At 35.3% G+C, this 24,847-nt stretch carries 16 protein-coding genes; 9 read left to right on the forward strand and 7 right to left on the reverse strand.

Annotated features, from left to right (window positions below; all coding sequences use genetic code 11):
• Nucleotides 1-2 precede the first annotated feature (2 nt).
• The gene (locus LV842_RS08995; RefSeq protein WP_233111112.1) at nt 3-728 is read right to left on the reverse strand and encodes a class I SAM-dependent DNA methyltransferase; all 726 of its coding nucleotides are present in this window, start codon (nt 726-728) and stop codon (nt 3-5) included.
• A 135-nt stretch (nt 729-863) separates the two neighbouring features.
• Here LV842_RS08995 and LV842_RS09000 point away from each other — a divergent pair, with 135 nt between their 5' ends.
• Both LV842_RS09000 and LV842_RS09005 read left to right on the forward strand, forming a co-directional pair.
• Nucleotides 864-2,030: a THUMP domain-containing class I SAM-dependent RNA methyltransferase gene (locus LV842_RS09000; RefSeq protein ID WP_233111113.1), complete on the forward strand. Its 1,167-nt coding sequence runs from the start codon at nt 864-866 to the stop codon at nt 2,028-2,030.
• A 414-nt stretch (nt 2,031-2,444) separates the two neighbouring features.
• Nucleotides 2,445-3,449 (forward strand): glycosyltransferase family 2 protein, encoded by a 1,005-nt coding sequence (locus LV842_RS09005; protein ID WP_233111114.1) that lies wholly within the window; start codon nt 2,445-2,447, stop codon nt 3,447-3,449.
• 234 nt (nt 3,450-3,683) lie between these two features.
• Here the strand turns inward: LV842_RS09005 and LV842_RS09010 are convergent, their stop codons facing one another.
• Entirely contained in the window at nt 3,684-4,910 is a 1,227-nt protein-coding gene (locus LV842_RS09010) for an aminotransferase class I/II-fold pyridoxal phosphate-dependent enzyme (protein WP_233111115.1), read from the reverse strand.
• Between the two features lie 157 nt (nt 4,911-5,067).
• Between LV842_RS09010 and LV842_RS09015 the strand changes: the two genes are divergently transcribed.
• A complete protein-coding gene (locus LV842_RS09015) occupies nt 5,068-5,526 on the forward strand; it encodes an Lrp/AsnC family transcriptional regulator (RefSeq protein WP_233111116.1) in 459 nt (152 codons plus the stop codon).
• Between the two features lie 17 nt (nt 5,527-5,543).
• Here LV842_RS09015 and LV842_RS09020 read toward each other — a convergent pair whose 3' ends face one another.
• Nucleotides 5,544-6,575 (reverse strand): bestrophin family protein, encoded by a 1,032-nt coding sequence (locus LV842_RS09020; protein ID WP_233111117.1) that lies wholly within the window; start codon nt 6,573-6,575, stop codon nt 5,544-5,546.
• A gap of 100 nt (nt 6,576-6,675) precedes the next feature.
• Nucleotides 6,676-8,748 (reverse strand): alpha-ketoacid dehydrogenase subunit alpha/beta, encoded by a 2,073-nt coding sequence (locus LV842_RS09025; protein WP_233111118.1) that lies wholly within the window; start codon nt 8,746-8,748, stop codon nt 6,676-6,678.
• 228 nt (nt 8,749-8,976) lie between these two features.
• On the opposite strand from LV842_RS09025, the gene dnaE reads away from it, so the two are divergent.
• Entirely contained in the window at nt 8,977-13,656 is a 4,680-nt protein-coding gene (dnaE, locus tag LV842_RS09030; protein WP_233111119.1) for a DNA polymerase III subunit alpha, read from the forward strand.
• Between the two features lie 297 nt (nt 13,657-13,953).
• The gene (locus LV842_RS09035; protein WP_233111120.1) at nt 13,954-16,902 is read left to right on the forward strand and encodes a fibronectin type III domain-containing protein; all 2,949 of its coding nucleotides are present in this window, start codon (nt 13,954-13,956) and stop codon (nt 16,900-16,902) included.
• A gap of 116 nt (nt 16,903-17,018) precedes the next feature.
• On the opposite strand, the gene LV842_RS09040 is transcribed toward LV842_RS09035, so the two are convergent.
• Nucleotides 17,019-17,177 carry a hypothetical protein gene (locus LV842_RS09040; protein WP_233111121.1) on the reverse strand — a complete coding sequence of 53 codons (159 nt, stop codon included), beginning with the start codon at nt 17,175-17,177 and terminating at the stop codon, nt 17,019-17,021.
• A 42-nt stretch (nt 17,178-17,219) separates the two neighbouring features.
• Nucleotides 17,220-18,047, reverse strand: coding sequence for an ion transporter (locus tag LV842_RS09045; protein WP_233111122.1), 828 nt, complete (start codon nt 18,045-18,047; stop codon nt 17,220-17,222).
• 246 nt (nt 18,048-18,293) lie between these two features.
• Between LV842_RS09045 and LV842_RS09050 the strand changes: the two genes are divergently transcribed.
• The 3 genes from LV842_RS09050 to LV842_RS09060 all read left to right on the forward strand — a co-directional run bounded on the left by LV842_RS09050 (nt 18,294) and on the right by LV842_RS09060 (nt 21,213).
• Nucleotides 18,294-19,142, forward strand: coding sequence for a hypothetical protein (locus LV842_RS09050; protein WP_233111123.1), 849 nt, complete (start codon nt 18,294-18,296; stop codon nt 19,140-19,142).
• A 193-nt stretch (nt 19,143-19,335) separates the two neighbouring features.
• The gene (locus tag LV842_RS09055) at nt 19,336-20,433 is read left to right on the forward strand and encodes a Nif3-like dinuclear metal center hexameric protein (RefSeq protein ID WP_233111124.1); all 1,098 of its coding nucleotides are present in this window, start codon (nt 19,336-19,338) and stop codon (nt 20,431-20,433) included.
• A 3-nt stretch (nt 20,434-20,436) separates the two neighbouring features.
• A complete protein-coding gene (locus LV842_RS09060; RefSeq protein WP_233111125.1) occupies nt 20,437-21,213 on the forward strand; it encodes a zinc ribbon domain-containing protein in 777 nt (258 codons plus the stop codon).
• Between the two features lie 271 nt (nt 21,214-21,484).
• Here the strand turns inward: LV842_RS09060 and LV842_RS09065 are convergent, their stop codons facing one another.
• Nucleotides 21,485-23,263 carry an AMP-dependent synthetase/ligase gene (locus tag LV842_RS09065; protein WP_233111126.1) on the reverse strand — a complete coding sequence of 593 codons (1,779 nt, stop codon included), beginning with the start codon at nt 23,261-23,263 and terminating at the stop codon, nt 21,485-21,487.
• Between the two features lie 243 nt (nt 23,264-23,506).
• Here LV842_RS09065 and LV842_RS09070 point away from each other — a divergent pair, with 243 nt between their 5' ends.
• The gene (locus LV842_RS09070) at nt 23,507-24,646 is read left to right on the forward strand and encodes an acyl-CoA dehydrogenase (protein ID WP_233111127.1); all 1,140 of its coding nucleotides are present in this window, start codon (nt 23,507-23,509) and stop codon (nt 24,644-24,646) included.
• Nucleotides 24,647-24,847: the final 201 nt, after the last annotated feature.

Here is a 24,847-nt window from a genome sequence, read left to right on the forward strand (position 1 = left end):
CATTATTTTTTCTTAAATAAATTGATGCAACGTGGCGATTTTTCAGCGTTAAAGTCTGATAGCTGATAATCTCCCCATATTTTTACCCTTTCAAAACCACATTCTGTGGCGTAGGAATTGATGGTTTCTAAGGTGTGTAGTTTTACTTTTTCAAAAAAGTGATACGACTTACCTTCTGCTTCAAAACGAATGTCTTTAATGACGTGTCTGTTTTCAATTTTCTTCGTAATCTTAAAATCGATTCCCTCTCTGTGTACAATCATTTCAGGAACTAAAGTTTCTCTTACAAACTCTTCACTCAAATAATCCAATACAAAAAAACCTCCCGGTTTTAAAGAATTATATACTGATTGAAAGACACTTTTATCATCTTTTTCATTGTCAAAATATCCAAAACTGGTAAATAAATTGAAGACAGCATCTACAGGCTCAGAATCAATAGCATCTCTCATGTCATGAACTTTAAAATGCAACGTTTCATTTTCAAACTGCTTATTATGCTCTATACTTTGCTTAGAAAGATCCAAACCAAGCACTTCATAACCTAATTTATTAAGGAAAACCGAGTGTCTTCCTTTTCCGCAAGCAAGATCAATAATGGTACTCGATGTCGGGAGCTGAAGCTCTTTTGTAAGTTTTGTGATAAAATTTTCTGCTTCAGTATAATCTCTGTTACTATAAAGCAAATGATAATAAGGGGTATCAAACCAAGATTCAAACCATTCCATAATACAAAAATAACTAAATTTGTGCGGTAAAAGGAAAAGTATTTTAACATTGAAAGATTGAAAGGTTCAATTGATTGAAAAAATGAATACCTAATCTTTTAATTTTTAATTCTTTAACACTTTTAATAATTACTTATGGATATAGACAATATACAAATACAGATAAAAACATTTTTTGGTCTTGAACAAATTTTAGCAGAAGAGATCAAAAAACTGGGCGGAAGAAAGGTAGAAGTTAAAAACAGAGCCGTAAACTGTGAAGGAGATTTAGGTTTTTTATATAAAATCAATTATTCTGCAAGAACAGCGCTAAAGATTTTGGTGCCGATTCATGAATTTAAAGCGTTCAACCAGCATCAGTTTTATGACAGACTTTTCAAATTTAATTGGGAAGACTTTATGGATGTGGATCAGTCTTTTGCCATTGATGCAACGGTAAATTCTGAAACATTTAAACATTCTCAGTTTGTAACACTGAAAATGAAAGACGCTATTGTTGATTATTTTCAGGAAAAATTCAAAAAACGTCCGAATGTAGAAACCAGAACTCCTGATATCAAATTCCACTTGCATATTGACAGAGAATTAATTACTATTTCTTTGGATTCTTCGGGTGATGCTTTGTTTAAAAGAGGATACAGGAGAGAGCAGGGTGAAGCTCCTATTAATGAGGTGTTAGCAAGCGGAATGCTGCAACTGGCAGGTTGGGACGGAAAAGGGAATTTCCTTGATCCGATGTGTGGTTCCGGAACTTTATTGATCGAAGCGGCGATGATCGCGTTGGATCTTCCGGCACAGATTTTCAGAAAAAGATTTGCTTTCCAAAACTGGCAAAATTATGATGCTGATCTGTTTACGAAAATTAAAGAATTCAGAATCAACAGAGTTAAAGAATTCACAGGAAAGATTGTTGGTTACGACATCGACGCCAGAATGCTGAATGCGGCCAGAATGAATATTGAAGCTGCTGAAATGGAAGATGTGATTGAAGTAAGAAAACAAAATTTCTTTGATTCTAAAAAAGATCTTTTCCCATTGTTGATGGTCTTTAATCCGCCTTATGACGAGAGAATTTCGATTAATGATGATGATTTTTATAAGAAAATAGGAGATACGTTCAAAACACATTATCCGAATACATTGGCCTGGTTGATTTCTTCAGATTTAGAGGCGGTAAAGAAAATCGGTCTTCGTCCGTCAAGAAAAATTAAACTTTTCAACGGAAAACTGGAAACAAGATTTTTACAGTATGAAATGTATGAAGGAACGAAGAAGGTGCATAAATTAGAAAACGATAAATAAAAAGATACCTTTTGATTTTTTTGATGGTTTGGGGGCAGTTTTAGATGTATTAAGTTTAGATCTAGGATCTTCTTCAAAATTTCCTTCAGATGAGAAGAGAAAAAATAAAAAATCAAAATATAGAGGAGAAATTTGGAGTACAGCTTTTTTAGTTGTTGCTTCTTTCCTTTTGTATATAATTTTTAAAGATCCTTTGCCGGAGAAGAATTTAACTCAATCTATTATTGTATGTTCATTAATAGGTTTGGTTATATCTTTTATTATGTTTTTTTCGTTATATCATTTGGGGCTTTATTATTTCAAAAGCATTTTTAAATTTTTGTTCTTTAGTTGTTCATTAGTTTTGCTAATGGTTGCAATTGTTTTGAGTGTGTATTTTAAGTCAAATTTGTTTAGTCTTTAAATTTTAAAAAATTGAATCCTACTATTTCCATAGTCGTCGCTATATTTAACCGAAAAGATGAACTTTTCGAACTTCTCAATTCACTGACTTTTCAAACCGATAAAGTTTTTGAAGTCATTATTGTGGATGATGGATCACTCATTGATCTGAAACCTACCATCGAAAATTTTAATGGAATTTTAGATATTAAATATTTCAGAAAAGACAATTCTGGACCTGGTTTGACCAGGAATTACGGAGCTAGAAGAGCGGCAAATGACTGGTTGGTTTTTGTAGACAGCGATGTGATTGTAGAGAAAGACTATATCGAAAACATCAAAAAGGATATCATTGAAATTCCTTGTGATGCTTTTGGTGGAGCGGATAAGGCGCATAAAGGCTTTAACCTGATGCAAAAAGCAATCTCTTATTCCATGACTTCGGTTTTTACAACCGGGGGAATTAGAGGGAATAAAAAGGCGGTTTCTAAGTTTCAGCCCCGAAGTTTTAATATGGGAGTGAAAAAAGAAGTTTTTGAAAAAGTAGGCGGTTTCTCTGAGATGAGAATCGGTGAAGATCCGGATCTTTCTATGACGCTTTGGGAAAACGGTTTTACAACTGCATTTTTTGATGATATTGCAGTATATCATAAACGTCGTGTGGATTTTGGTAAATTTTCCAAGCAGGTTTATCAGTTTGGCTGTGCAAGACCTATTTTGAATCAGAGACATCCTAATTATGTAAAGATTTCATTTGCATTTCCTACTTTATTTCTATTAGGATATTTATTGGGATTTGTAGAGTATTTTGCCTTAGGAAAAGGTTTTATACTTTCTTTGTTTGGTCTGTATACTTTTATGGTACTGATCCATGCGCTTATCGTGACTAAAAATATTGCGATTGCGGCAATGGCGGTAGTATCTACCTATATTCAAATGTTTTCGTACGGTTACGGATTTTTGAAATCGTGGATTTTACTGAATGTTTTAAGGATGAAACCTGAAGAAGCTTTCCCGAAACATTTTCATAAAATTTAATTTAGCTGTAAGTTTTTTTGAAGCAAAGATTTTTTTAATCGTTGATTTTAGAAGGCAAAAGCAAATAAATTTGCTGCGCGAAGCATGAACGATAGCTTAATGTGATTCATCTTTGCTTGCTTAAATAGAAATAGTATTTACATTAAACTTTGTGTTTGAGAAATCTAAGGTTCAGTGTTAAAATCAAAAAATAACATAAAAGCTGTTGAATATTCAACAGCTTTTATAAAATAATTAGGATATGGAAATAGTTTCATGGTTAAGAACACCTGTTTTAATCATGCATTCTTTCATTTTTGTATAAGTTCTTTCAATATCATGATCTAACCCGATTGAGAATCTGATCAAACCGTCTGAAATTCCCATTTCGGCACGTTCTTCTTCCGGGATTTCTGATGAGGTAGAGCTTCCTGAACATGAGAATAATGTTTTATAGAATCCTAAACTCACTGCTAAATAGCCTAAGTTCTCTTGTTGCATCATCTCCATAAGATCATTTGCTTTTTCAGTAGTTCCTGCGTCTAAAGTCAATAAGCCACCGAATCCGTACTCTTCATGCATCATGCTTTTCATAAGCTCATGATTTCTGTGAGATTTTAATCCGGGATATACCACTCTTAATCCGTCGTTTTCAAATCTTTCAGCTAGATACATTGCATTGTGGCTGTGCTGCTTCATTCTGATATGAAGAGTTCTTAAGTTCTTTAAGATGCTTGCTGAACGGAAACTGTCCATTGTAGGTCCTAACAACATACAAGCTCCTGTATTTACATTCTTCGTATCATTAATGAATTCCTGGCTTCCACAGTAAACACCGCCTACAGTATCACTGCTTCCGTTAATAAATTTCGTTAAAGAATGAATTACGATATCTGCTCCTAATGAAGTAGGAGAAATCGATAGAGGTGAAAAAGTATTATCAACAATCAGTTTTAGATTGTGTTTTTTACAGATTTCAGAAAGTTTTCTAAGATCTGCTACTTCCAATAACGGGTTGCTTACGCTTTCACAATAAATCATTTTTGTATTCGGCGTAATAGCACTTTCTATCGATTCAAAATTGTTGATGTCTACGAAAGTCGTATTGATATTATAAGGAGGAAGGAAGTTCTTTAAAAAAGCATAGGTTCCTCCGTAGATTGTTCTGCTTGAAATAATATGATCTCCGCTTTTACAGATTTGCATTAAAACGGAAGTGATCGCTCCCATTCCAGATGCAGTTACATTAGCTGTTTCTGTATTTTCCATCTTGGCAAGTGCTTGTGAAAGATACAGATTCATAGGTGAGGAATGTCTTGAATATAAATAGCAACCGTCTGCATTTCCTTCAAAAGTGTCGAACATGGTTTTCGCAGAAAGGAAAGTGTATGTTGAACTGTCTGAAATAGAAGGGTTTACTCCTCCGAATTCTCCAAAATATTGTAAGTCCTGGATTTCATTAGCCGCATTAAAATGCTCCATAATTATGATTGTTTTTATTATGGATAAAAATGTAAATAACTGATGTTTTTTACAATAATGTTTTACTTTTTTAGAATATAAAACTGTATAATTGAAAAAATATAGTAATATTGTTTAAATTATGTATTGAATATGAATTTTAACCAAAAATATAACTATGGATTTTGATGATTTAGACAAAAAATTGCTGGTATATCTGCAGGAAGATGCCAAACAAACCACCAAAGAATTGTCTTACAAGTTGGGGTTATCTGTAACGGCAGTATACGAACGCATAAAAAAACTTGAAAAAAACGGAGTCATCTCAAAATATGTTGCATTGCTGAATAAAGATAAAATTAATAAAAATTTCATTGTCTTATGCCATGTAAAACTGATTCAGCATAAAAAAGAATATGTGATCGATTTTGAAAAAGAAGTGGTTAACCTACCGGAAATAACTGAGTGCTTTCATGTGAGTGGGGACTATGATTATATTTTAAAAATTAATGTAAAAGATATGCAGGATTACAGAAGCTTTATGCTGACAAAATTAACGACCATTAAGCATATTGCAAGCACTCATAGTTCATTCATGATCTCTGAGGTGAAAAATACAACGGCAATTGTTTTGTAGTTATATCAATGGCGGTTTTACACCAGAACACCATTTTTAGAGGAAATAGGGTCAGGAAGTTCAGTTTCTCCGGTCATTTGCAGCAAATCGATTTCAATGGTTCTGCAGATGGAAAGCATAGGAACGTCAAACATTAATCCGGCAAAAGGATTTTCTGAATAATCTCCAACCAATTCCATAATAATATAAATCCAGCCGATAATAATGCAGAACGGAATAGAAGTCCAGATTCCCCAATCGCCTAATTTTGCAAATTCATTGACTAAACCTAAAGGAAGTAACATGATAAAAAGTACATTGAAAACAAAAGCTGTACTCGCAAACTGCCTTGGAGACGGGAATTTTTTAATTCTTTCTGCCTGTCCCTGGAAATTGTAAAATTCATTCAGGGAAGCCTGTAATTGGGTTTGATTGAAGTCAGAAATTGCCTGAATGTTTTTTAAATTATTGATATCTTTTGCCTGTTGAGAAACCAAATACGTTGCGAAATTCTTATAATGAGACTGAAGCTCGGCTTCTTCTTCCGAAAGATATTTGTTAAGGAAAATCGGCGTTCTCCCATAATCCGGAAACCCGGCTTTAATTAATCTGTTACGTCGATGATTAATATGATGGGAATGTTCTTTTTCAGCTTTAATATGTTCCCATTCCGTTGGAACTAATAATTGTTCCCGGAATGCATATAACCAAGCAATATGGCGATAAACGATTTTTTTTCTTCGGTCTTCTAGATCAAAAAGACCTACTTCTTCATTGTCCGTATTAAATGCATAGACCATAGATGCGAAAGAACGGCTGGAATTTACAATTCCGCCCCATATTTTTCGGGCTTCCCAAAGTCTGTCGTAGGCCTGATTATTTTTAAAACCCACCAAAAATGCTTCTGCGGTACCAATCAGTGCAACCGGAACCCAAGGAATAATCATCCATTCCCAATGGAAAAAATGAAATAAAACGGCAATTAATGTGCACCAAACCGAAATCCAGATAAGATGAACTCCCGACAAATCGAGAACTTGTCTGTAGTTAACATATTTTGTGGTAATCATAAGTGTTCTACATTTTAATACAAACTTGATTAAAAGTAGTAAAAAAAATGCACAAAAAAACCTCTAAAATTATTTAGAGGTTTTATATTTTCTAGTTGAATTAGTATTTCAACATCTCTTCAATTTTTGCGCTTAGTTTTTCCGCATTTGGAAGCATTTCTCTTTCCAAGACCAAATTAATAGGAACAGCAGGTGTATCTAAAGACCCCATTGTTTCTACAGGTGCATCAAGATATTTGAAGCAGTTCTTAGAAATTCTGTGTGCGAAGGCTTCGGCAAACGAATTGTTAAGCTGTTCTTCTGTAAGAACAATACATTTTCCGTGAGCTTTTACTCTTTCGAAAACAAGTTCTTCATCCAAAGGAATTAAAGTTCTCAGATCGATCACCTCAACTCTTCCGTTAAAGTTTTTCGAAGCTTCTTTAGCCCAGTAAACTCCCATTCCGTAAGTTACGACTAATAAAGTTCTGCCTTTTTCAGTTTCGTTTTTATCAGCTTCAATGATTACTCTACCTTTTCCGAAAGGTAAGATATAGTCTTCTGCAGGTTCAATCGTTTTTGCATCTTCAGTTCCCGGAACTTTGCTCCAGTACAATCCTTTATGCTCCAACATCACTACCGGATTCGGATCGTAATAAGCTGCTTTTAGTAATCCTTTAAAATCTGCTGCATTACTTGGATAAGCGATTTTAATCCCTTTAATATTGGCTAAAATACTTTCAACACTTCCACTGTGGTAAGGACCACCACCTCCGTATGCTCCAATCGGAACACGGATGATATTGCTTACAGGGAATTTACCCTGACTTAAATAACTTGATTTTGAAATTTCAGTAATCAATTGGTTGATTCCCGGATAGATATAATCTGCAAATTGTACTTCAACAATCGGTTTTAATCCTACAGCACTCATTCCCGTTGTAGAACCAATGATATAGGCTTCCTGAATAGCGGTATTGAAAACTCTTTTGCTTCCGAATTTCTTTCCTAAAGTTACCGTTTCACGGAAAACTCCACCAATTCTTTCTCCAACATCCTGTCCGTAAAGAAGAGCTTCTGGGTGTTTCCACATCAATTCCTGAATAGCATGAATCGCAGCATCTACCATTACGATTTTTTCTCCACCTTCAGGTTCGCGAGTTCCCACTTCTTCCGTAATCGGAGTAGGAGCGAAAATGTGTTGCATTACCGTTTCAGGCTTTGGATCTTCTGCTTTCTGAGCTCTTTCGAATGCTTCTTCAGCTTCCAAACGAGCTTTTTTAGTGATTTGTTTTAATAATTCTTCGTCAACACCAGCATCGATCAAATGATTTCTAAGAATTTCTCCCGGATCTTTTGCTCTGTGCTTCGTTAAATCTTCTTCATCTCTGTAGAATTCTCTTCTCACTCCTGAAGTGTGGTGACCGATTAAAACTGTTTTAGCACAAACAACCAAAGGTTTTCTTTCAGTTCGTACAAAATCAACAGCTTTTTTCATGGCTTCATAGCTTTCTACGAAATCTGTTCCGTCAACTCTCATTCTGCTTAAACCGGTAAATCCAGCTACAAAATCATATGCGTCACAAGTTCTAGCTTCATCTTTTGTAACAGAAATTCCCCATTCGTTATCCTGAACCAGAAAAATGATAGGAAGTTGATGTAATGCTGAAAACTGAAGCGCTTCACTCACTTCACCTTCCGTTACAGAATTGTCTCCAAGGCTGCAAACCACAACCGGATTGTTTTCAAATTGCTGTAAATTAAAATCCTGAATATATTTTATCCCTTGTGCAACTCCCGCAGTAGGAATCGTTTGCATTCCTGTTGCTGAACTTTGATGAATGATTTTTGGTTTGTCTTCATCTCTGCTCGAAGGGTGAGAATAATAAGATCTTCCTCCTGAAAAAGGATCATCTGCTTTTGCCAATAACTGCAACATCAATTGGTAAGGTTCGAAACCGATTCCCAAAAGGATACTTTCGTCTCTGTAGTAAGGAGAAACCCAGTCTTCTTTTTTTAGCTGATAAGCGGTTGCCAATTGAATAGCTTCATGACCTCTTGATGTGCTATGAACATATTTAGTAACATTTCTGTTTTCTTCATAGATATCTGCCATTGCTTTAGCAAGCATCATATGGTTGTATGCTTTAAGCAAAATATCTTGAGAAACTTTTTCGTGAAGTGTATTTTCCATAGGTAGCAAATATACATAAAAAAACAAAATACTAACAAGTGTTAGTGTTTTTAGGTAATCTATTGAGTGCTATTTGGTTTTATTTAAAAACTTAGGAATAAGTCTGATATATGATTGCTAAAAATATACATTGTGATTCAGAGAGATTTATAAAAACTAATTTCAAAAGATAAAAAATTGAAGTAACTTTACATTCTCTTTTATAATTAAAAGCTAGAAAAAAGTTACATGTATTTAGTTTTTGACACAGAAACCACGGGTTTACCAAAGAATTTCAACGCTCCGCTTTCAGACTCTGATAACTGGCCAAGAATGGTTCAGATTGCGTGGCAGTTGCATGATGATGACGGAACTTTAATTGAAAACCAGGATTATATTATAAAACCTGAAGGGTATGATATTCCCTTTAATGCGGCTAGAATTCACGGAATCACTACAAAAATTGCGAATGAAGAAGGTCGTGATCTTGAAGAAATTTTAAATGAATTTGCCAAAGTTTTAGAAAAAGTAAGAGTTGTTTCCGGACATAATGTTGAGTTTGATTACAACATCGTCGGAGCCGAATTCTACAGAAAAAATATACAAGATAATCTTCAGGAGAAACCAAGAGCCGATACCATGATTTTAGGTACGGATTTTTGTCAGCTTGGAGGTGGTCGTGGAGGAAGGTTCAAACCTCCGAAATTGGAGGAATTGTACGAAAAATTATACGGTCATAAGTTTGATGAAGCTCATAATGCTGCAGCCGACGTAAATGCAACGGCTCAGGTTTTCTTCGAAATGATGAGAATCGGGGTGATTCCGGCTGAGGTTTTGAAAACTTCGGAAGATCAGTTAGCTTACTTTAAAACACTTTACCCGGATCCAATAAAACCCTTCAATATTGTTATCAGAAGGCAGGTTGCGGATTTTAATAATAAGAAAAAGCAGCAGGATTTTGGTAGTATTGATGAGATTGATTTAGGTAAATATTTCAATTTCAACAGTCATAGTGTTTTCTCAACATTAATGGCGACTTCCAGCATTAATGATTTGATTAAAAAAGCTTCGGATGATAATTTCCCTGCCGTAGGAATGGTGGATTTGGGAAATATGATGGGGGCTTTCAAATTTGTTTCTGCAGTAGAAGGAGCAAATGGTGACCGTGCAAAAAAACATAAAGAGTATTTAGCCAAAAAACAGGAAGCAGAAGAAAAAGGAGAGGAGTTTAAGGAAGAAGAACCAGTTTCTGAGCCGTTAATTCCTGTTGTGGGCTGCGAATTTTATATATCAGACCGTTATGAACAGAAACAGTTTACGAAAGATGATCCGGATAGAAGAACCCAGGTTGTTTTGTTGGCGAAAGATTTTAACGGGTATAAAAATTTAGCGAAACTTTCAAGTATCGGGTTTCTTAAAGGATTCTATTTCGGAGTTCCAAGGATCAGTCGTGAATTGATTGCAGAATATAAAGAAGGGATCATTGCTTTAACTTCCGGAATTAATGGAGACATTCCTGATGCCATCTTAAATACCGGTGAACAAAAAGGGGAGGAGCTTTTCAAATGGTGGAAAGATACTTTTGAGGATGACTTTTATGTTCAGATTCAAAATCATAAATTACCAGAAGAAGAGCATTTAAATGATGTTTTATTACATTTTGCAGATAAATATAATGTTAAAATCTTAGCACAGAACGAAACTTTTTATTCCAATAAAGACGATTCCAATATTCAGGATATTGTAAGCTGTATCAAGGACGGTGAAAAACTGACTACACCTGTAGGAAAAGGTTTTGGAAAGAGAAGAGGTTTGGCAACAGGAGAATATTATATTAAAAATTCAGAGGAAATTAAGGAAGCGTTTTTAACATATCCTGATGCTTTTGAAGCGTACGAAGAATTTACAGCAAAATTTAAACCATACACTTTAAAAAGAGACGTTCTCCTTCCAAAATTCGATATTCCGGAACAATTTATTCATGCAGAAGATGATATTGACGGAGGAAAACGAGGGGAGATGGCTTATCTGACGTATTTAACTTATGAAGGTGCGAAAAAAAGATATGAAGCAACCGGAATTACTCCCGAAATTAAAGAACGTCTTGATTTTGAGCTAGAAGTAGTTGCTAATACAGGTTACCCAGGTTACTTCTTGATCGTTCAGGATTTCTGTAACGAGGCCCGAAAAATGGGTGTTTGGGTTGGTCCTGGTCGTGGTTCGGCGGCAGGTTCAGCAGTAGCATACTGTATTGGAATTACCAATGTTGACCCAATTAAATATGATCTCCTTTTTGAGAGATTCCTGAATCCTGAAAGGGTTTCGATGCCCGATATCGATATCGACTTTGATGATGAAGGTCGAGATAAAATCATCAAATGGGTAGTTGAAAAATATGGTAAAACTCAGGTGGCTCAGATTATTACCTACTCGGTTTTAGGGGGGAAATCTGCGATCAAAGATGCAGGAAGAGTATTGGATGTTCCCATTCCTGATACCAATAATATAGCAAAACTAATTCCTCCGAGTCCGGGGATGAACATTGCAAAAGCTTTATCTAAATATGATAAGCTAAAACCTGAAGAACAAATGCTTGTCGATGAGATGAAGTATGTTCTTAATACACCGGATGATGCACGTCACGGAGTTTTGTCAAGTGCTAAAAAGATGGAAGGCTGTATTCGAAATACAGGAATTCATGCCTGCGGTGTCATTATTACGCCGGAAGATGTGAGTAATCTGGTTCCGGTAACGATTGCAGCAAAAGATGCCGATATTTTGGTGTCTCAGTTTGATAACTCGGTGGCAGAAAGTGCGGGTCTTTTGAAGATGGACTTCCTGGGTCTTAGAACTTTGACAATTATTAAAGATGCTTTAAAACTAGTTAAAGCAAGATATGGTTTAGACATTGATCCGGATTTAATTCCGCTTGATGATGCGAAGACTTATCAATTATTTAAAGAAGGAAGAACGGTTGGGATTTTCCAATATGAAAGTCCGGGAATGCAAAAGTATATGAGGGAGCTTAAGCCGACGGTTTTTGCCGATCTTATTGCGATGAACGCCCTTTATCGACCGGGACCAATTAAATATATTCCAAACTTTATCAACAGAAAACACGGAATCGAGGAAATTGTTTACGATTTACCGGAAACTGAGGAATATTTAAAGGAAACTTACGGAATTACCGTTTATCAGGAGCAGGTAATGTTGCTGTCTCAGAAATTAGCCAACTTTACAAAAGGTGAAGCCGATACGTTGAGAAAAGCGATGGGTAAGAAGCAAATCGACGTTCTGAATAAAATGTATCCGAAGTTCATTGAAGGTGGAAGAAAAAATAATCTTGATGAAGAACGATTAGAAAAAATCTGGAACGACTGGAAAGCCTTTGCAGAATATGCCTTCAACAAATCTCACTCCACTTGTTATGCATTTATTGCTTATCAGACGGCGTTTTTGAAAGCTAATTATCCGGCAGAATATATGGCGAGTGTGATGAGTAATAACATTAACAATACGGATTCAATTACCATGTTCATGGAGGATTGTAAAAGTATCGGAGTTGATGTTTTAGGTCCGGATGTAAACGAATCTCAATATAAATTCTCGGTAAACGAAAAAGGTCAGATCCGTTTTGGTTTGGGAGCGATTAAGGGAATTGGTGAAGGTCCGAGTGAGGCGATCACAAGAGAAAGAGAAAACGGAAGGTTTAAAAATATTTATGATTTCTTTGAAAGGATTTTACCTTCTCAGATGAATAAAAGAGTTGCGGAAAGTTTGGTGTTGGCAGGAGCTTTCGACGAATTGGATGCTTTCCACCGAGGTCAGTATTTTGATATTGATATGGCAGGGAGAACCAATCTGGAACGATTGATCAGATACGGACAAAGTTTTCAGGAAAGTAAAAACGAGATGGAAAATTCTCTTTTTGCAGATTTTGCCGAGGAAGTTCAGATCGAGCAGCCGAAATTGGCTCCTTGTCCGGAATGGCCAAACATGCATAAATTAAATAAGGAAAAGGAAATCATTGGTTTCTATCTTTCTGCGCATCCACTGGATGAATTTAAATATCAGTTTCAGTTTATTCAAGGAAGTCTTTCTAAGAAAAATGTTTTGGAAAAAGATGAGGAAGCAAAGGTTGTAGTAGATGAAGCTCCGGTGTTGGAACAGGATTCTGTGGATGAAACGGCAGATTTAATAGAAATTGTTTCTGATGATATTGTGGCAGGTGAAGAAGAGGAAATGATTGAAGAAGTAACAAAAAAAGCAGAACCAAAAGGTGTTTTCCATTTCTTAAATCTCGATGAGGTAGATGCTTATAAAGAACAGGCATTTGCCAATAAGCAGGAAGAATTGTTTGAAGAAAAGAAAAAAGACTGGAAAACCCTCCAAAAAGAAAGAGAAAACGGTGGTGGCGGAAAAGAGTATACTGTTGCCGGTTTAATCACTGAATATGTGGTGAAAGATGGTTTCAGGAGTGGTGAAAAGGTTGCATTTGTTACGTTGGAAGATTATTCGGGATCCTATTCTTTCAGACTGGGAGATCGTGATTATATGAAATTGAAAGAAAAGCTTGAGGTACAGCGATTTGTTATTTTAAAAATAAAATTTGCCCAGGTAAAAGACGGTAGGGTTTTCGTGAATGTAAATGATGTCATCGAGCTTCAGGAAGCTTTTGAAAGATTTGCTAAAAGTATTTCTTTGGTGATGGATGTGATGGATTTCCGACCGGAAGATCTTAGTTTCTTCAGGACAGTTCTCGAACGAAATCAAGGGAATCAGAAACTGAAATTTTATATTAAGAATATTGATGATGATTTGAATACAGAACATCTTGAGGTGCAGTCGATGAAGCATTCGGTCAACCTTAATGGTGATCTGATTAAAGAAATTCAGCTTCTTAATAAATATGAGTTTTATTTGAATTAAGAAATTGTAATATAGAAATTAAAGAGTGGCTTTTTAAGTCACTCTTTAATTTTTTATTTGTAAAAAAAGTTTTTAAAATATTCCTTTTTGTTGGAATTATTGTATATGTGTAATTATCTGAAAATTAATGTTTTAAAAATAAGTCTCTGAATTATGATATTTTATTTAAAATTGAAAAATTGTAATTTTATTTTCAATAAAATTATTTATTTGTTAAAAAATATTCAATAAAATGTTAATTTTAAGTAAAATTATATTGATTGTTTCGTATTTTTACTGCAATAATATTTAATAAGCATGAAAAAACTTTTACTCATGTGTATGTTGATCTTAGGAATAGGAGTAACTGCACAAATTGATGTTGCCAATTACGCTTTTTCTAAAAGCACAGGCAATACCTATACGCCAATTACTGGAGGAACAAAATTATTCCCAACAGGAACGAACACTACATATGATAATGAAATTTCGGCAGCAATTACTTTGTCCTCTCCTTTTACTTTTGGTGGTGTTGCTATGACAACATGCTATGTGAGTGCAAATGGTTATATAGCTTTTGGTGCTGCACCTACGGGTACGAACTATACACCTTTATCAACTTTGGGTTCAACAACCGGAGCGATTGCTGCTTTTGCTCAGGATGGAGGTTTTTCATCTTCGGATGCTACGCAGCCTCCAGGAAATCATGAAGTTAGATATGAGGATTTAGGAACTGAATTTGTTGTTCAATGGCAGGATCATGCAAACTATTTTAATAGATCTACAGAAAAATTGAATTTTCAAATCCGATTGGTCTATGCAACGGGACAGATAAATATAATATATGGAACCTGTACAGATCCGGGAACGGTAAGCACATCAGGAACAGCTCCTCAAGTGGGGATAAGAGGAAATAGCACAACCTATGCAACCAATGTAAATTCACTTATGAATGGTAATATACCGGCAGGAACAACTTGTGATTGGTCTAAAGTGGTTACTGGAAGTGCAAATAATAGCAGTTTATTATTTTCTGGAACAACCAATGTGAATGTTAAAATACCTGCGGGATTGAAGTATTCCTGGACTCCGGGGACTCAATTACCGGTAAGAACTTTTGCTGCGACAACTGCGGTTACTAATAATGGTGCAACTTTAAGCTGGACAGCTCCTACTGGTGCAACAACTTACAATGTTCAGTATAGAATTATTGGAAACTGTGATTGGACTAATTTTAGTGGAAATCCTGTTGCTGCTGCTACTGCTTCATTGACAGGTTTGGATCAAAACACTACTTATCAGGTTCAGGTTCAGGCTTTGAATGGAACTGCGCAATCTATATACTCTCATATACCAAATTTAGCGGGAACAGGTAGTGGATATGTAGCTGCAGGAAGTTTTACAACGGTAGCAAATTGTGCGAGTACGGTTACAGGACTTGCTTCTTCTGCAATAACTCCGAATACAGCAACAATTAGTTGGACGGCATCCACAGCGCCTCCTGCAAATGGATATGAGTATTATTACAATACATCATCTACTACTCCAGCAAATAATGTAACACCATCAGGGTCAACTGCAGCTGGTGTAATTACAGCAAACTTATCAGGATTAGCTCCTTCGACACAATATTATTATTGGGTGAGAGCAAATTGTAATGGAACAGATAAGGGAGCTTGGTCTAGTTCTGCAAACTTTACTACGCTTGGTCTTTGTCCTACAGTTACTGCTCCTGCAGCAAGTGCAACAGGTCAAAGTGTAACGCCTACCATTACTTGGACAGCAATAACTGGTGTAACAGGATATAAACTAAGAGTCGGAACTACTTCTGGAGGAACAGATATTTTAAATGATATTGATTTAGGAAACGTAACAACTTATACTTTTCCAGCTGCTTTAAATTATTTTACGACCTATTATTATTCTGTAACGGGTTATACGGCTACAACAGCGGCTCCGGCTACACCTTGTACAATAAGAAGTTTTACAACAATAGCTAGTTGTATAGAGCCTACTGCATTAACAGTTACGAGTGCAGCAATAACATCATCAGGAGGTGGCGTGTCTTGGACAGCTCCTTCAACAGCTCCGGCTACTGGATATGAGGTGTATTATAGTACATCAAGTACGGCTCCTACTTCAAGTACAGTTTTAAATTCAACAAACTCAACTACGTCTACAACAACAACTGCTACAATAGGTGGATTGTTACCTTCTACTGTCTATTATGTTTGGGTGAGATCTGCATGTATAGGTACGGATAGAAGTGTTTGGACAGGGCCTGCATTATTTGTAACCTTATGTCAGCCACCGGTTGTGTTGTCTGCTACAGGGGCAACAGTTTGTCCGGGAGCAACGGCAACGCTGTCTGCAACTACGGATGCAGGGGCGACAATTAATTGGTATAACGCCTCAACAGGAGGTGCTGTCTTGGCAACAGGCAATTCATATACGACACCAGCTTTAGCAGCTACGACTAATTATTGGGTATCGGCTGCAACTGGAACAAATGGATCTGTTGGCTTTGCAAATGCAGTGTCTACCTCTAATTATACATTAGAAGCAGGGTTGTTCTTTAATGCTATAGCTGGTTTCACGCTGGAAGGTGTATATGTTTATCCTACAGGAACAGGTGCAGGTACAGTAACTATTGCATTACAGGATGGAAGTGTTTCTCCTGCAACAACGCTTCAATCTATTACTGTAAACTTAACAGGTAGTGCAACACCTGTGAAAACATTTGTCCCTTTGAACTTTATAGTTGCTCCAGGAAGTAACTACAAGTTGATGATGATGACAAAAACGGGTAGTGTAACCGGGCTTATCAGAGAATCGGGTAGTAGTTGGGGAACTTATCCTTTAACATTGCCGGGAATTGTCTCTATTACTAATGGAAATTGTTGTTCAGCTAATGCTACTTCAACAAGTTATTATTATTTTTACGATTGGAAGATACGTACAGGATGTGAGTCTGCTAGACAAATGGTTACAGCGACTGTAAGCTCTGCTGGTTGTCTAGGTACTTCTGAAACTTCTGGTAAAGAAGAAGTAAAAGTTTCTCCAAACCCATTTGCCGACATATTGAATATTTCAGATGTCAATAATGTAAAATCTATCTCTATAATGGATATTTCAGGTAGATTGGTGAAAACATTTGATAAGCCAGATTCAACACTTCATTTAGGAGATCTGAATTCAGGAATGTATTTAGTGGTTCTGAATATGAAAGATGGATCTAAACAAACAATTAAAGCAATAAAAAGATAAAATTTATGTTTAACAGGAATTGAGTAATCAGTTCCTGTTTTTTTTATAGTATTAAATGCATTGAAAAAAAAGAAGCTTTCCATTTTGGAAAGCTTCTTTTTTATTTTAATAGAATGTTATTTATTAGGCACAGGCTGAATTTTCCCGGTGTTCATAAGGTCAAAAACAGTGGGGAAAAACATCACGAGAATGAAATAGATGATAATCATTAATACAATCAATGCAAAAAGAATAATGACTAAACTGTTGGGTTTATTTTTCTTTTTTGGTTCCATGACTTTGTGGTATTTGGTTAATAGATTGAATGATATAGTAACCTAAGCTAATTTCTTGCCACACTGTTTACAGTATCTGGCATCATCATCAATATCATCATTTCCGCATTGCTCACAGATCTTTTCCAGATTTTGTCTTTTATTACGCATTTCGGCGGTTACAATCCCTGTAGGAACAGCGATAATGGAATAACCGGCCAGCATTAAAATTACAGCAAAGAATTTTCCCATAGGCGTAATAGGAGAGACGTCTCCGTATCCGACGGTAGTTACCGTTACCACTGCCCAGTAAATAGATTGTGGAATGGTTTCAAAACCCGGTCTTCCACCTTCCACCATAAACATTAAGGAACCGACAATTACTGAAAAAATGATCAGGAATAAAAGGAAAATATAGATCTTCCGGGAACTGTTTTTTAAAGCTTTTACAATAAGATAACCATCGTTCATGAAATCCAGAAGATTAAAAATTCTAAAAATTCTTAACATTCTCAGCATTCTGAATATGAGGAAATACTTGGTTATGGGAAAGAAAAAGCTTAGATAAAACGGAACAAGCGCCAAAAAATCAATAATTCCGAAGAAACTAAAAACATATTGCTTTTTATTTTTTATTACTGCAATTCTGGACCAGTATTCAGCGGTAAAAAGCAATGAAATAATCCATTCAAAGACGAGAAAGGTATAGTGGAATTTTTTATCCAGTTGAGGTACACTTTCCATCATGATGATGGCAGTACTTATTAAAATTAATGATAATAATATGATATCGAACAGTTTTCCGAGCTTGGTATCGGCACGATAAATTATTCGATAAAGGAATCTTTTCCAAAGAATGTCTTCGGGAATAAGATTGTGTTCTCTTTCCATTTAGGCTGTTATTTCACAAGAAAGTTAATAATTTCTATCAAATATAAAGCAAAGATTCGACTGTTAAAAGATTTTTTAAAATGTTAAAATTTTTTTAATCGAAAATAGGTGAGTTATTTGTTGTAATTATATGATTTTCAAATCGTTATATTAGGTAAAATACGAATAAAATACTTAAAATAAAAATTTATTTTTTAATATATTTTAGGGTATAGTTTGTACTTTTATTCAACAAAACCTAATATCATGAGAAAATTATTAACTTCTTTTATTCCAATATTCATATGTAGTATTATATATGCTCAGGTTGGGATTAATACTACGTCTCCCAACGGAGCGACAGTGTTGGATATTACTTCTAATCAGAAGGGGATTCTTATACCTCGTCTTTCAGACACAGAAAGAAATGCGAATCTTGCAGATAATGATCCTTTAACAATACCGCCTACTGGTGTTGTCAATGCAAATCTTACCGTAGGAACCTTGATTTTTAACACCACAGCGATGGGGTTTCAATTCTGGGACGGTACGCTTTGGAAACAGCTATTTGTTCCCACAAATTCTCAGGCTGGTAACGACGGTGTCGTTAAGATCAATTCTGGAAACGCAAATGTAAAACCCTCTCTTAGTTTAAATCCCTCAGGTAATACTTACGGTGCAGCAGTTACCGTAACCTATGCAACACCATTGGTGTTTGCTCCAAGTCCAACCACAAGCTGGCCGGAAACGACAGTTCCGTTCCCTGGTGTAACAGCCAATATTTATACGGCCGCAACAAATAAGTGGCGTGAAAATGAAATTTATGGGCAGGTTCATGTATGGAGATTGATTGCTACGGTAACTCCGGGGTCCAATTCTTCAGGATCTGTAAAAGCGACTTTTAGAAATCCTGATTCAGGGTTTGAAATTACTTCAATCCAACTGCTTCCAGCGGGTTCCAGTGGAACAGGGAATGTTCTTACATTCTATTTCTATACCATTGCAGATGCAGATAGTTTGAACCCTGGAAGAGGATATCTGATGTCTATGCAATCAGATACAACCTGTACGGCAGTTGTAGAATCTTTTACCAGAGTATCCTTATTTAAAGATTAGTTTCAAATATATTTTAAGTGTTTGTATTGAGCCGGTTTTCGAAAGAAAACCGGCTTTTTGTAGGAAAGTATTGACGCTGTAGTAATTTTTATAAAATTCATTTTTATCAGGAATGTAAATTTGTATTTATAAGCTACAACTTCATTTTAGTCTATTAAAATTAATATCTTCGTTGAACAACAAAATTTACTTAATGAAGCTAAGAACTGTAATTTCAAAAATTGAAGAAAGAATACAAATCAATCAGGCAGAAGATTTTGATAATGTGGGATTGTTATGCGGTGTTCCGGATCGTGAGGTTTCCGGGATTCTGGTTTGTCATGATGCGCTGGAGAATGTAGTGGAAGAAGCGATAGATAAAAACTGCAATTTAATTGTATGTTTTCATCCCATTATTTTTTCAGGATTGAAATCATTAACGGGCAAAAACTATGTAGAAAGAGCTGTTTTAAAAGCTATTGAAAATAAAATTGCCATTTATGCCATTCATACAGCTTGGGATAATGATTTCCTTGGAGTAAATGCAGGAATTTGCAATCAATTAGGATTAAAAGACTTGAAAATTCTTCAGCCTAAAAAAAATAACTTAAAACAATTAACGGTTTTTGTTCCGACAGACTATTCTGAAAAAGTAAAAGAAGCCCTTTTTTCAGCCGGAGCAGGAAATATAGGGTTTTATGATGAGTGCAGCTTTTCAATCAACGGAAACGGTACCTTTAGGCCTGTAGAAGGTTCAAACCCGTTTTCAGGGCAGCAAAATATCAGAGAAAATGCTGATGAGGATATGATTTCTGTCATTTTTGAAGACTATAAACAAGGTCAGATTGTAGCAGCAATGAAAACTGCTCATCCTTATGAAGAAGTGGCGTATCAAATCTATACTTTGGATAATGAGAATCATCATTCAGGATTGGGAATGTATGGAGATTTTGAAGAGCCAATGGATGAAAAGGATTTCTTGCAATTTGTGAAAGAAAAATTTAATCTGGAAATGATCCGTCATTCAGATTTCAATAATAAAAAAATTAAAAGAGTAGGGGTCTTGGGAGGTTCCGGAGCAAGTGGAATACGATCGGCAATATCCAAAAAATGTGATGCTTATTTAACAGGAGACGTAAAATATCACGATTTTTTCCTGGCAGAATCAAAAATGCTGATTTGTGATATAGGACATTTTGAATCAGAACAATTTGTGACTCAACAATTATTTGAAATTTTTTCACAAAAATTTAGTACATTTGCAATCTTAAAATCTATTGAGAAAACAAACCCGGTAAATTATTTCATTTAAGATATGGCAAAAACCAACGATATTCCAGTTGAAGAGAAGTTAAGAGCTTTATACGATTTGCAGATCATTGATTCTAGATTGGACGAGATCCGAAATACAAGAGGAGAATTGCCAATCGAAGTAGAGGATCTTGAGATTGAGATCGAAGGTCTTGAAAAAAGAGCAGATAAATTTCATGCAGACATTAAAGATCAGGATGATCAGATTAAAACAAAGCATGAGGTAATCAACCATGCAAAAACTTTAATTGAAAAATACAAGTCTCAGCAAGATAATGTAAGAAACAATAAAGAGTTTGAAGCATTAGGAAAAGAGATTGAATATCAGGATCTTGAAATTCAGCTTTCTGAAAAAAGAATCAAAGAATTCGGAGTTAAGATTGCTCATAAAAATGAAACATTAAGTGAATTAAACGCGAAAATCAACGATTTAAAAAATCACTTAAAATTCAAGAAAGAAGAGCTAGAAGGTCTTATCTCTGAAACTCAGAAAGAAGAAGAATATCTATTAGAGCAGTCTAAAGATTATGCAGCAAAAATCGATGACAGATTATTGGCTTCTTACAACAGAATCAGAACAAACTCTATCAACGGTCTTGCAGTAGTAGGTCTTGAAAGAGGAGCTCCAAAAGGATCATTCTTTACGATTCCACCTCAAAAGCAGATGGAAATCGCTCAGAGAAAGAAAATCATTATTGATGAGCATTCAGGAAAAATTCTTGTAGATGACGAATTGGTAATGGAAGAAAACGAAAGAATGAAATCTGTAATTAAATTCTAATTTTAATTACGATTTAAAATATAAAAGCTGTTTCAATTTTGAAGCAGCTTTTTTGTTTTGATTTTGCTGATGTCATTGCGAGGAGCGAAGTGACGAAGCAATCTTTAATTAAAAAATAATCGAAAAGTTTGTCATTCCGTAAGAATCTAGCCCATGAATGAATTTAATAATAAAAATATTAGATTCCACGCTTCGCTCTGAATGACAAATAAGAGGTAAGATCGGATCTCTTACAATAAAAAACCGCCTCAATTGAGGCGGTTTTTTATTGTTATTCATGATGCTCATACATCTTATTGTAAAGATCAATAAACTTCTCTTTAATAGCTTTTCTTTTTAATTTCAAGGTTGGCGTTAAAAGTCCTGCATCGATGCTCCAGATTTCAGGAGTTAATTCGATTTTCTTGATTTTTTCCCAATTTCCAAGATGTTCGTTGATGCCGTCAATTTCTTTTTCAATTCTTTCCTTTAACTCTGGGCTTTTAGCAATTTCCTGAGGAGTAGAACCTAAATTTAGATTATTTCTCATTGCCCAGCTTTTGGCAAATTCAAAATCAGGTTGTATTAAAGCACAAGGCATTTTTTCGCCGTCACCTACTACCATGATCTGTTCAATGAATTTTGAAGCTTTTGCTAAGTTTTCAATCGTTTGAGGAGCAATATATTTACCTCCGGAAGTTTTGAACATTTCCTTTTTACGGTCAGTGATCTGTAAGAAGCCATCGCTATCGATATGTCCTATATCTCCTGTTTTGAAATATCCGTCACTTGTAAAGGATTCTTTGGTCATTTCTTCGTTTTTGAAATAGCCTTTAAATACAGAAGGTCCTTTCACGGTAATTTCTCCATCTTCCTGAATTTTCACACTTAAATTATCCAAAGGATGTCCTACAGTACCGATTCTCATTTTATCAAAACTGTTTACAGAAATTACAGGTGATGTTTCCGTAAGTCCATAACCTTCCAAAATAGGAATTCCTGCATTCTGAAACATTAAATTTAATCTTGTAGATAAAGCAGCAGAACCGGAAACCAAAGTAATGATTTCACCACCTAAGCCTTCTCTCCATTTTTTGAAAACAAGTTTGTCAGCAATGATTTGTTGTAAACCTGAAGGTTTTGAAACGGTTTTCTTTTTAGTGATAAGATTAAGAGCCCAAAAGAAGATTTTTGATTTTAACCCTCCTGCAGAAGATCCTGTATTGTAAATTTTATCATATACTTTTTCTACCAATCTCGGTACTACGCTCATGTAGTGAGGTTTCACTTCTTTTACGTTTTCACCCATTTTATCAATACTTTCGGCAAAATAAATGGAGAAACCATTATATTGGAAAAGGTAAAAAAGCATTCTTTCAAAAATATGGCAGATCGGCAAAAAGCTTAATACTCTTGTATCTTTGTAATCCAAGCTTCTTTTTCTAGGAATTCTTGGAATAGAACCTAAAACGTTGGAGACGATATTTTCGTGGGTCAACATTACTCCTTTTGGTTTTCCTGTTGTTCCTGAGGTGTAGATTATCGTTGCTAAATCATCCGTATTAATGGCTTTGGAAAGATCCTCCACTTCAATCTGGGTAGAATCGTCTTCACCCAGGTCTAATATTTCTTTCCAGTTGGCGGCACCGCTTACGTTCTCGAAAGTGAAAATGCCTTGCAGAGAAGGGATGTTGTGCTTCACCTTCATGACCTTGTTCAGAAGATCCTTATCAGAGACAAAACAGTACTGTATTTCCGCATTATTGAAAATAAATTCATAATCTTCCGGTGAAATACTGGGATAAACAGGTACGGAAACAACGCCTATCTGAGAAAGCCCTAAATCCATTATTGCCCATTCTGTGCGGGAATTGGTAGTGATTAAAGCAATTTTATCTCCCGGTTTTATTCCAAGTTTTAAAAGCCCGCGTGAAATCTTATTTCCTTCATTGATAAACTCTTGTGTGGATGTTTTTTTCCATTCACCATGATATTTAGTCACGAACATATCAGACTTTGGAAACTTTTCTAAAGCGTGATATGGTATGTCAAATAATCTCTTGATCGTCATGATTCTTTAAGTGTAATTTTAATAAACTTAAATATAAGCATTTTTTTTAATTAGGGAAATCGGAAGTGATTAATTAGAAATTAATAAAATGTATGCCATAATACATTTAATAATTCAAACTTAATTTATATATGATGAATATTTAAGAATTAAGCATATTCCTTGATTTACTCTAATTTGTGATTCTATTTTCAGATTTGTTCAAAAAGTGTAAATTAGCGACCATCTAATTATTCAATTTTTATGGACTTTAATTTATCAGAAGAACAGCTGATGATTCAGCAGGCAGCAAGAGATTTTGCTCAAAACGAACTATTACCGGGAGTAATCGAAAGAGACCGCGATCAGAAGTTTCCTGCAGAACAGGTAAAGAAAATGGGAGAAATGGGGCTTTTGGGTATGATGGTAGATCCTAAATACGGAGGTGCAGGAATGGACAGCGTTTCTTACGTTTTGGCAATGGAGGAGATCGCGAAAATTGATGCTTCTGCAGCTGTTGTAATGTCTGTAAATAACTCATTGGTTTGTGCAGGACTTGAAAAATTCGCTTCTGAAGAGCAAAAAGTGAAATACCTTACTCCTCTTGCAAGCGGACAGGTAATCGGAGCTTTTGCTTTGTCTGAGCCTGAAGCTGGTTCTGATGCTACTTCTCAGAAAACAACTGCAGAAGATAAAGGAGATTATTATTTATTAAACGGGATCAAAAACTGGATCACCAACGGAGGTACTGCTTCTTACTATATCGTAATCGCACAAACTGATCCAGAGAAAAAACATAAAGGAATCAATGCTTTCATCGTTGAAAAAGGATGGGAAGGTTTCGAAATCGGAACGAAAGAAGATAAATTGGGAATCAGAGGAAGTGATACGCATTCTTTGATCTTCAACAACGTAAAAGTACCGAAAGAAAACAGAATTGGTGAAGACGGTTTCGGATTCAATTTTGCAATGGCTGTTTTGAACGGAGGAAGAATCGGTATTGCTTCTCAGGCTTTAGGTATCGCTTCAGGAGCTTACGAATTGGCGTTGAAATATGCTAAGACAAGAAAAGCTTTCAAAACTGAAATTATCAACCACCAGGCAATTGCCTTTAAATTGGCAGATATGGCAACTCAGATCACGGCGGCAAGAATGCTTTGCTTCAAGGCTGCTTGTGAGAAAGATGCTGGTAAAGATATTTCTGAAAGTGGAGCAATGGCAAAACTATATGCTTCTCAGGTAGCAATGGATACAACTATTGAAGCTGTACAAATTCATGGTGGATATGGATATGTGAAAGAATATCACGTAGAAAGATTAATGAGAGATGCAAAAATCACTCAGATCTATGAAGGAACTTCTGAAATCCAGAAGATCGTTATTTCAAGAAGCATTGCAAAGTAATTGCTTAATTATATATTGAAATAGTAAAAGGCTCTCAATTTGAGAGCCTTTTTACGTACACACGAACCACAATATTAATTATATATTATTTTACTTTTCCGGAATGAATCATCAGCTAAATGATATATAAATTTAAGAAGAACTTATTATTTAGAGCTAGAAACAGGATTAAAATAAAATTAAAAAAATCCATCATGAAAG

The organism is Chryseobacterium gwangjuense, from assembly GCF_021311115.1.
Taxonomy (GTDB): Bacteria; Bacteroidota; Bacteroidia; order Flavobacteriales; family Weeksellaceae; genus Chryseobacterium; species Chryseobacterium gwangjuense.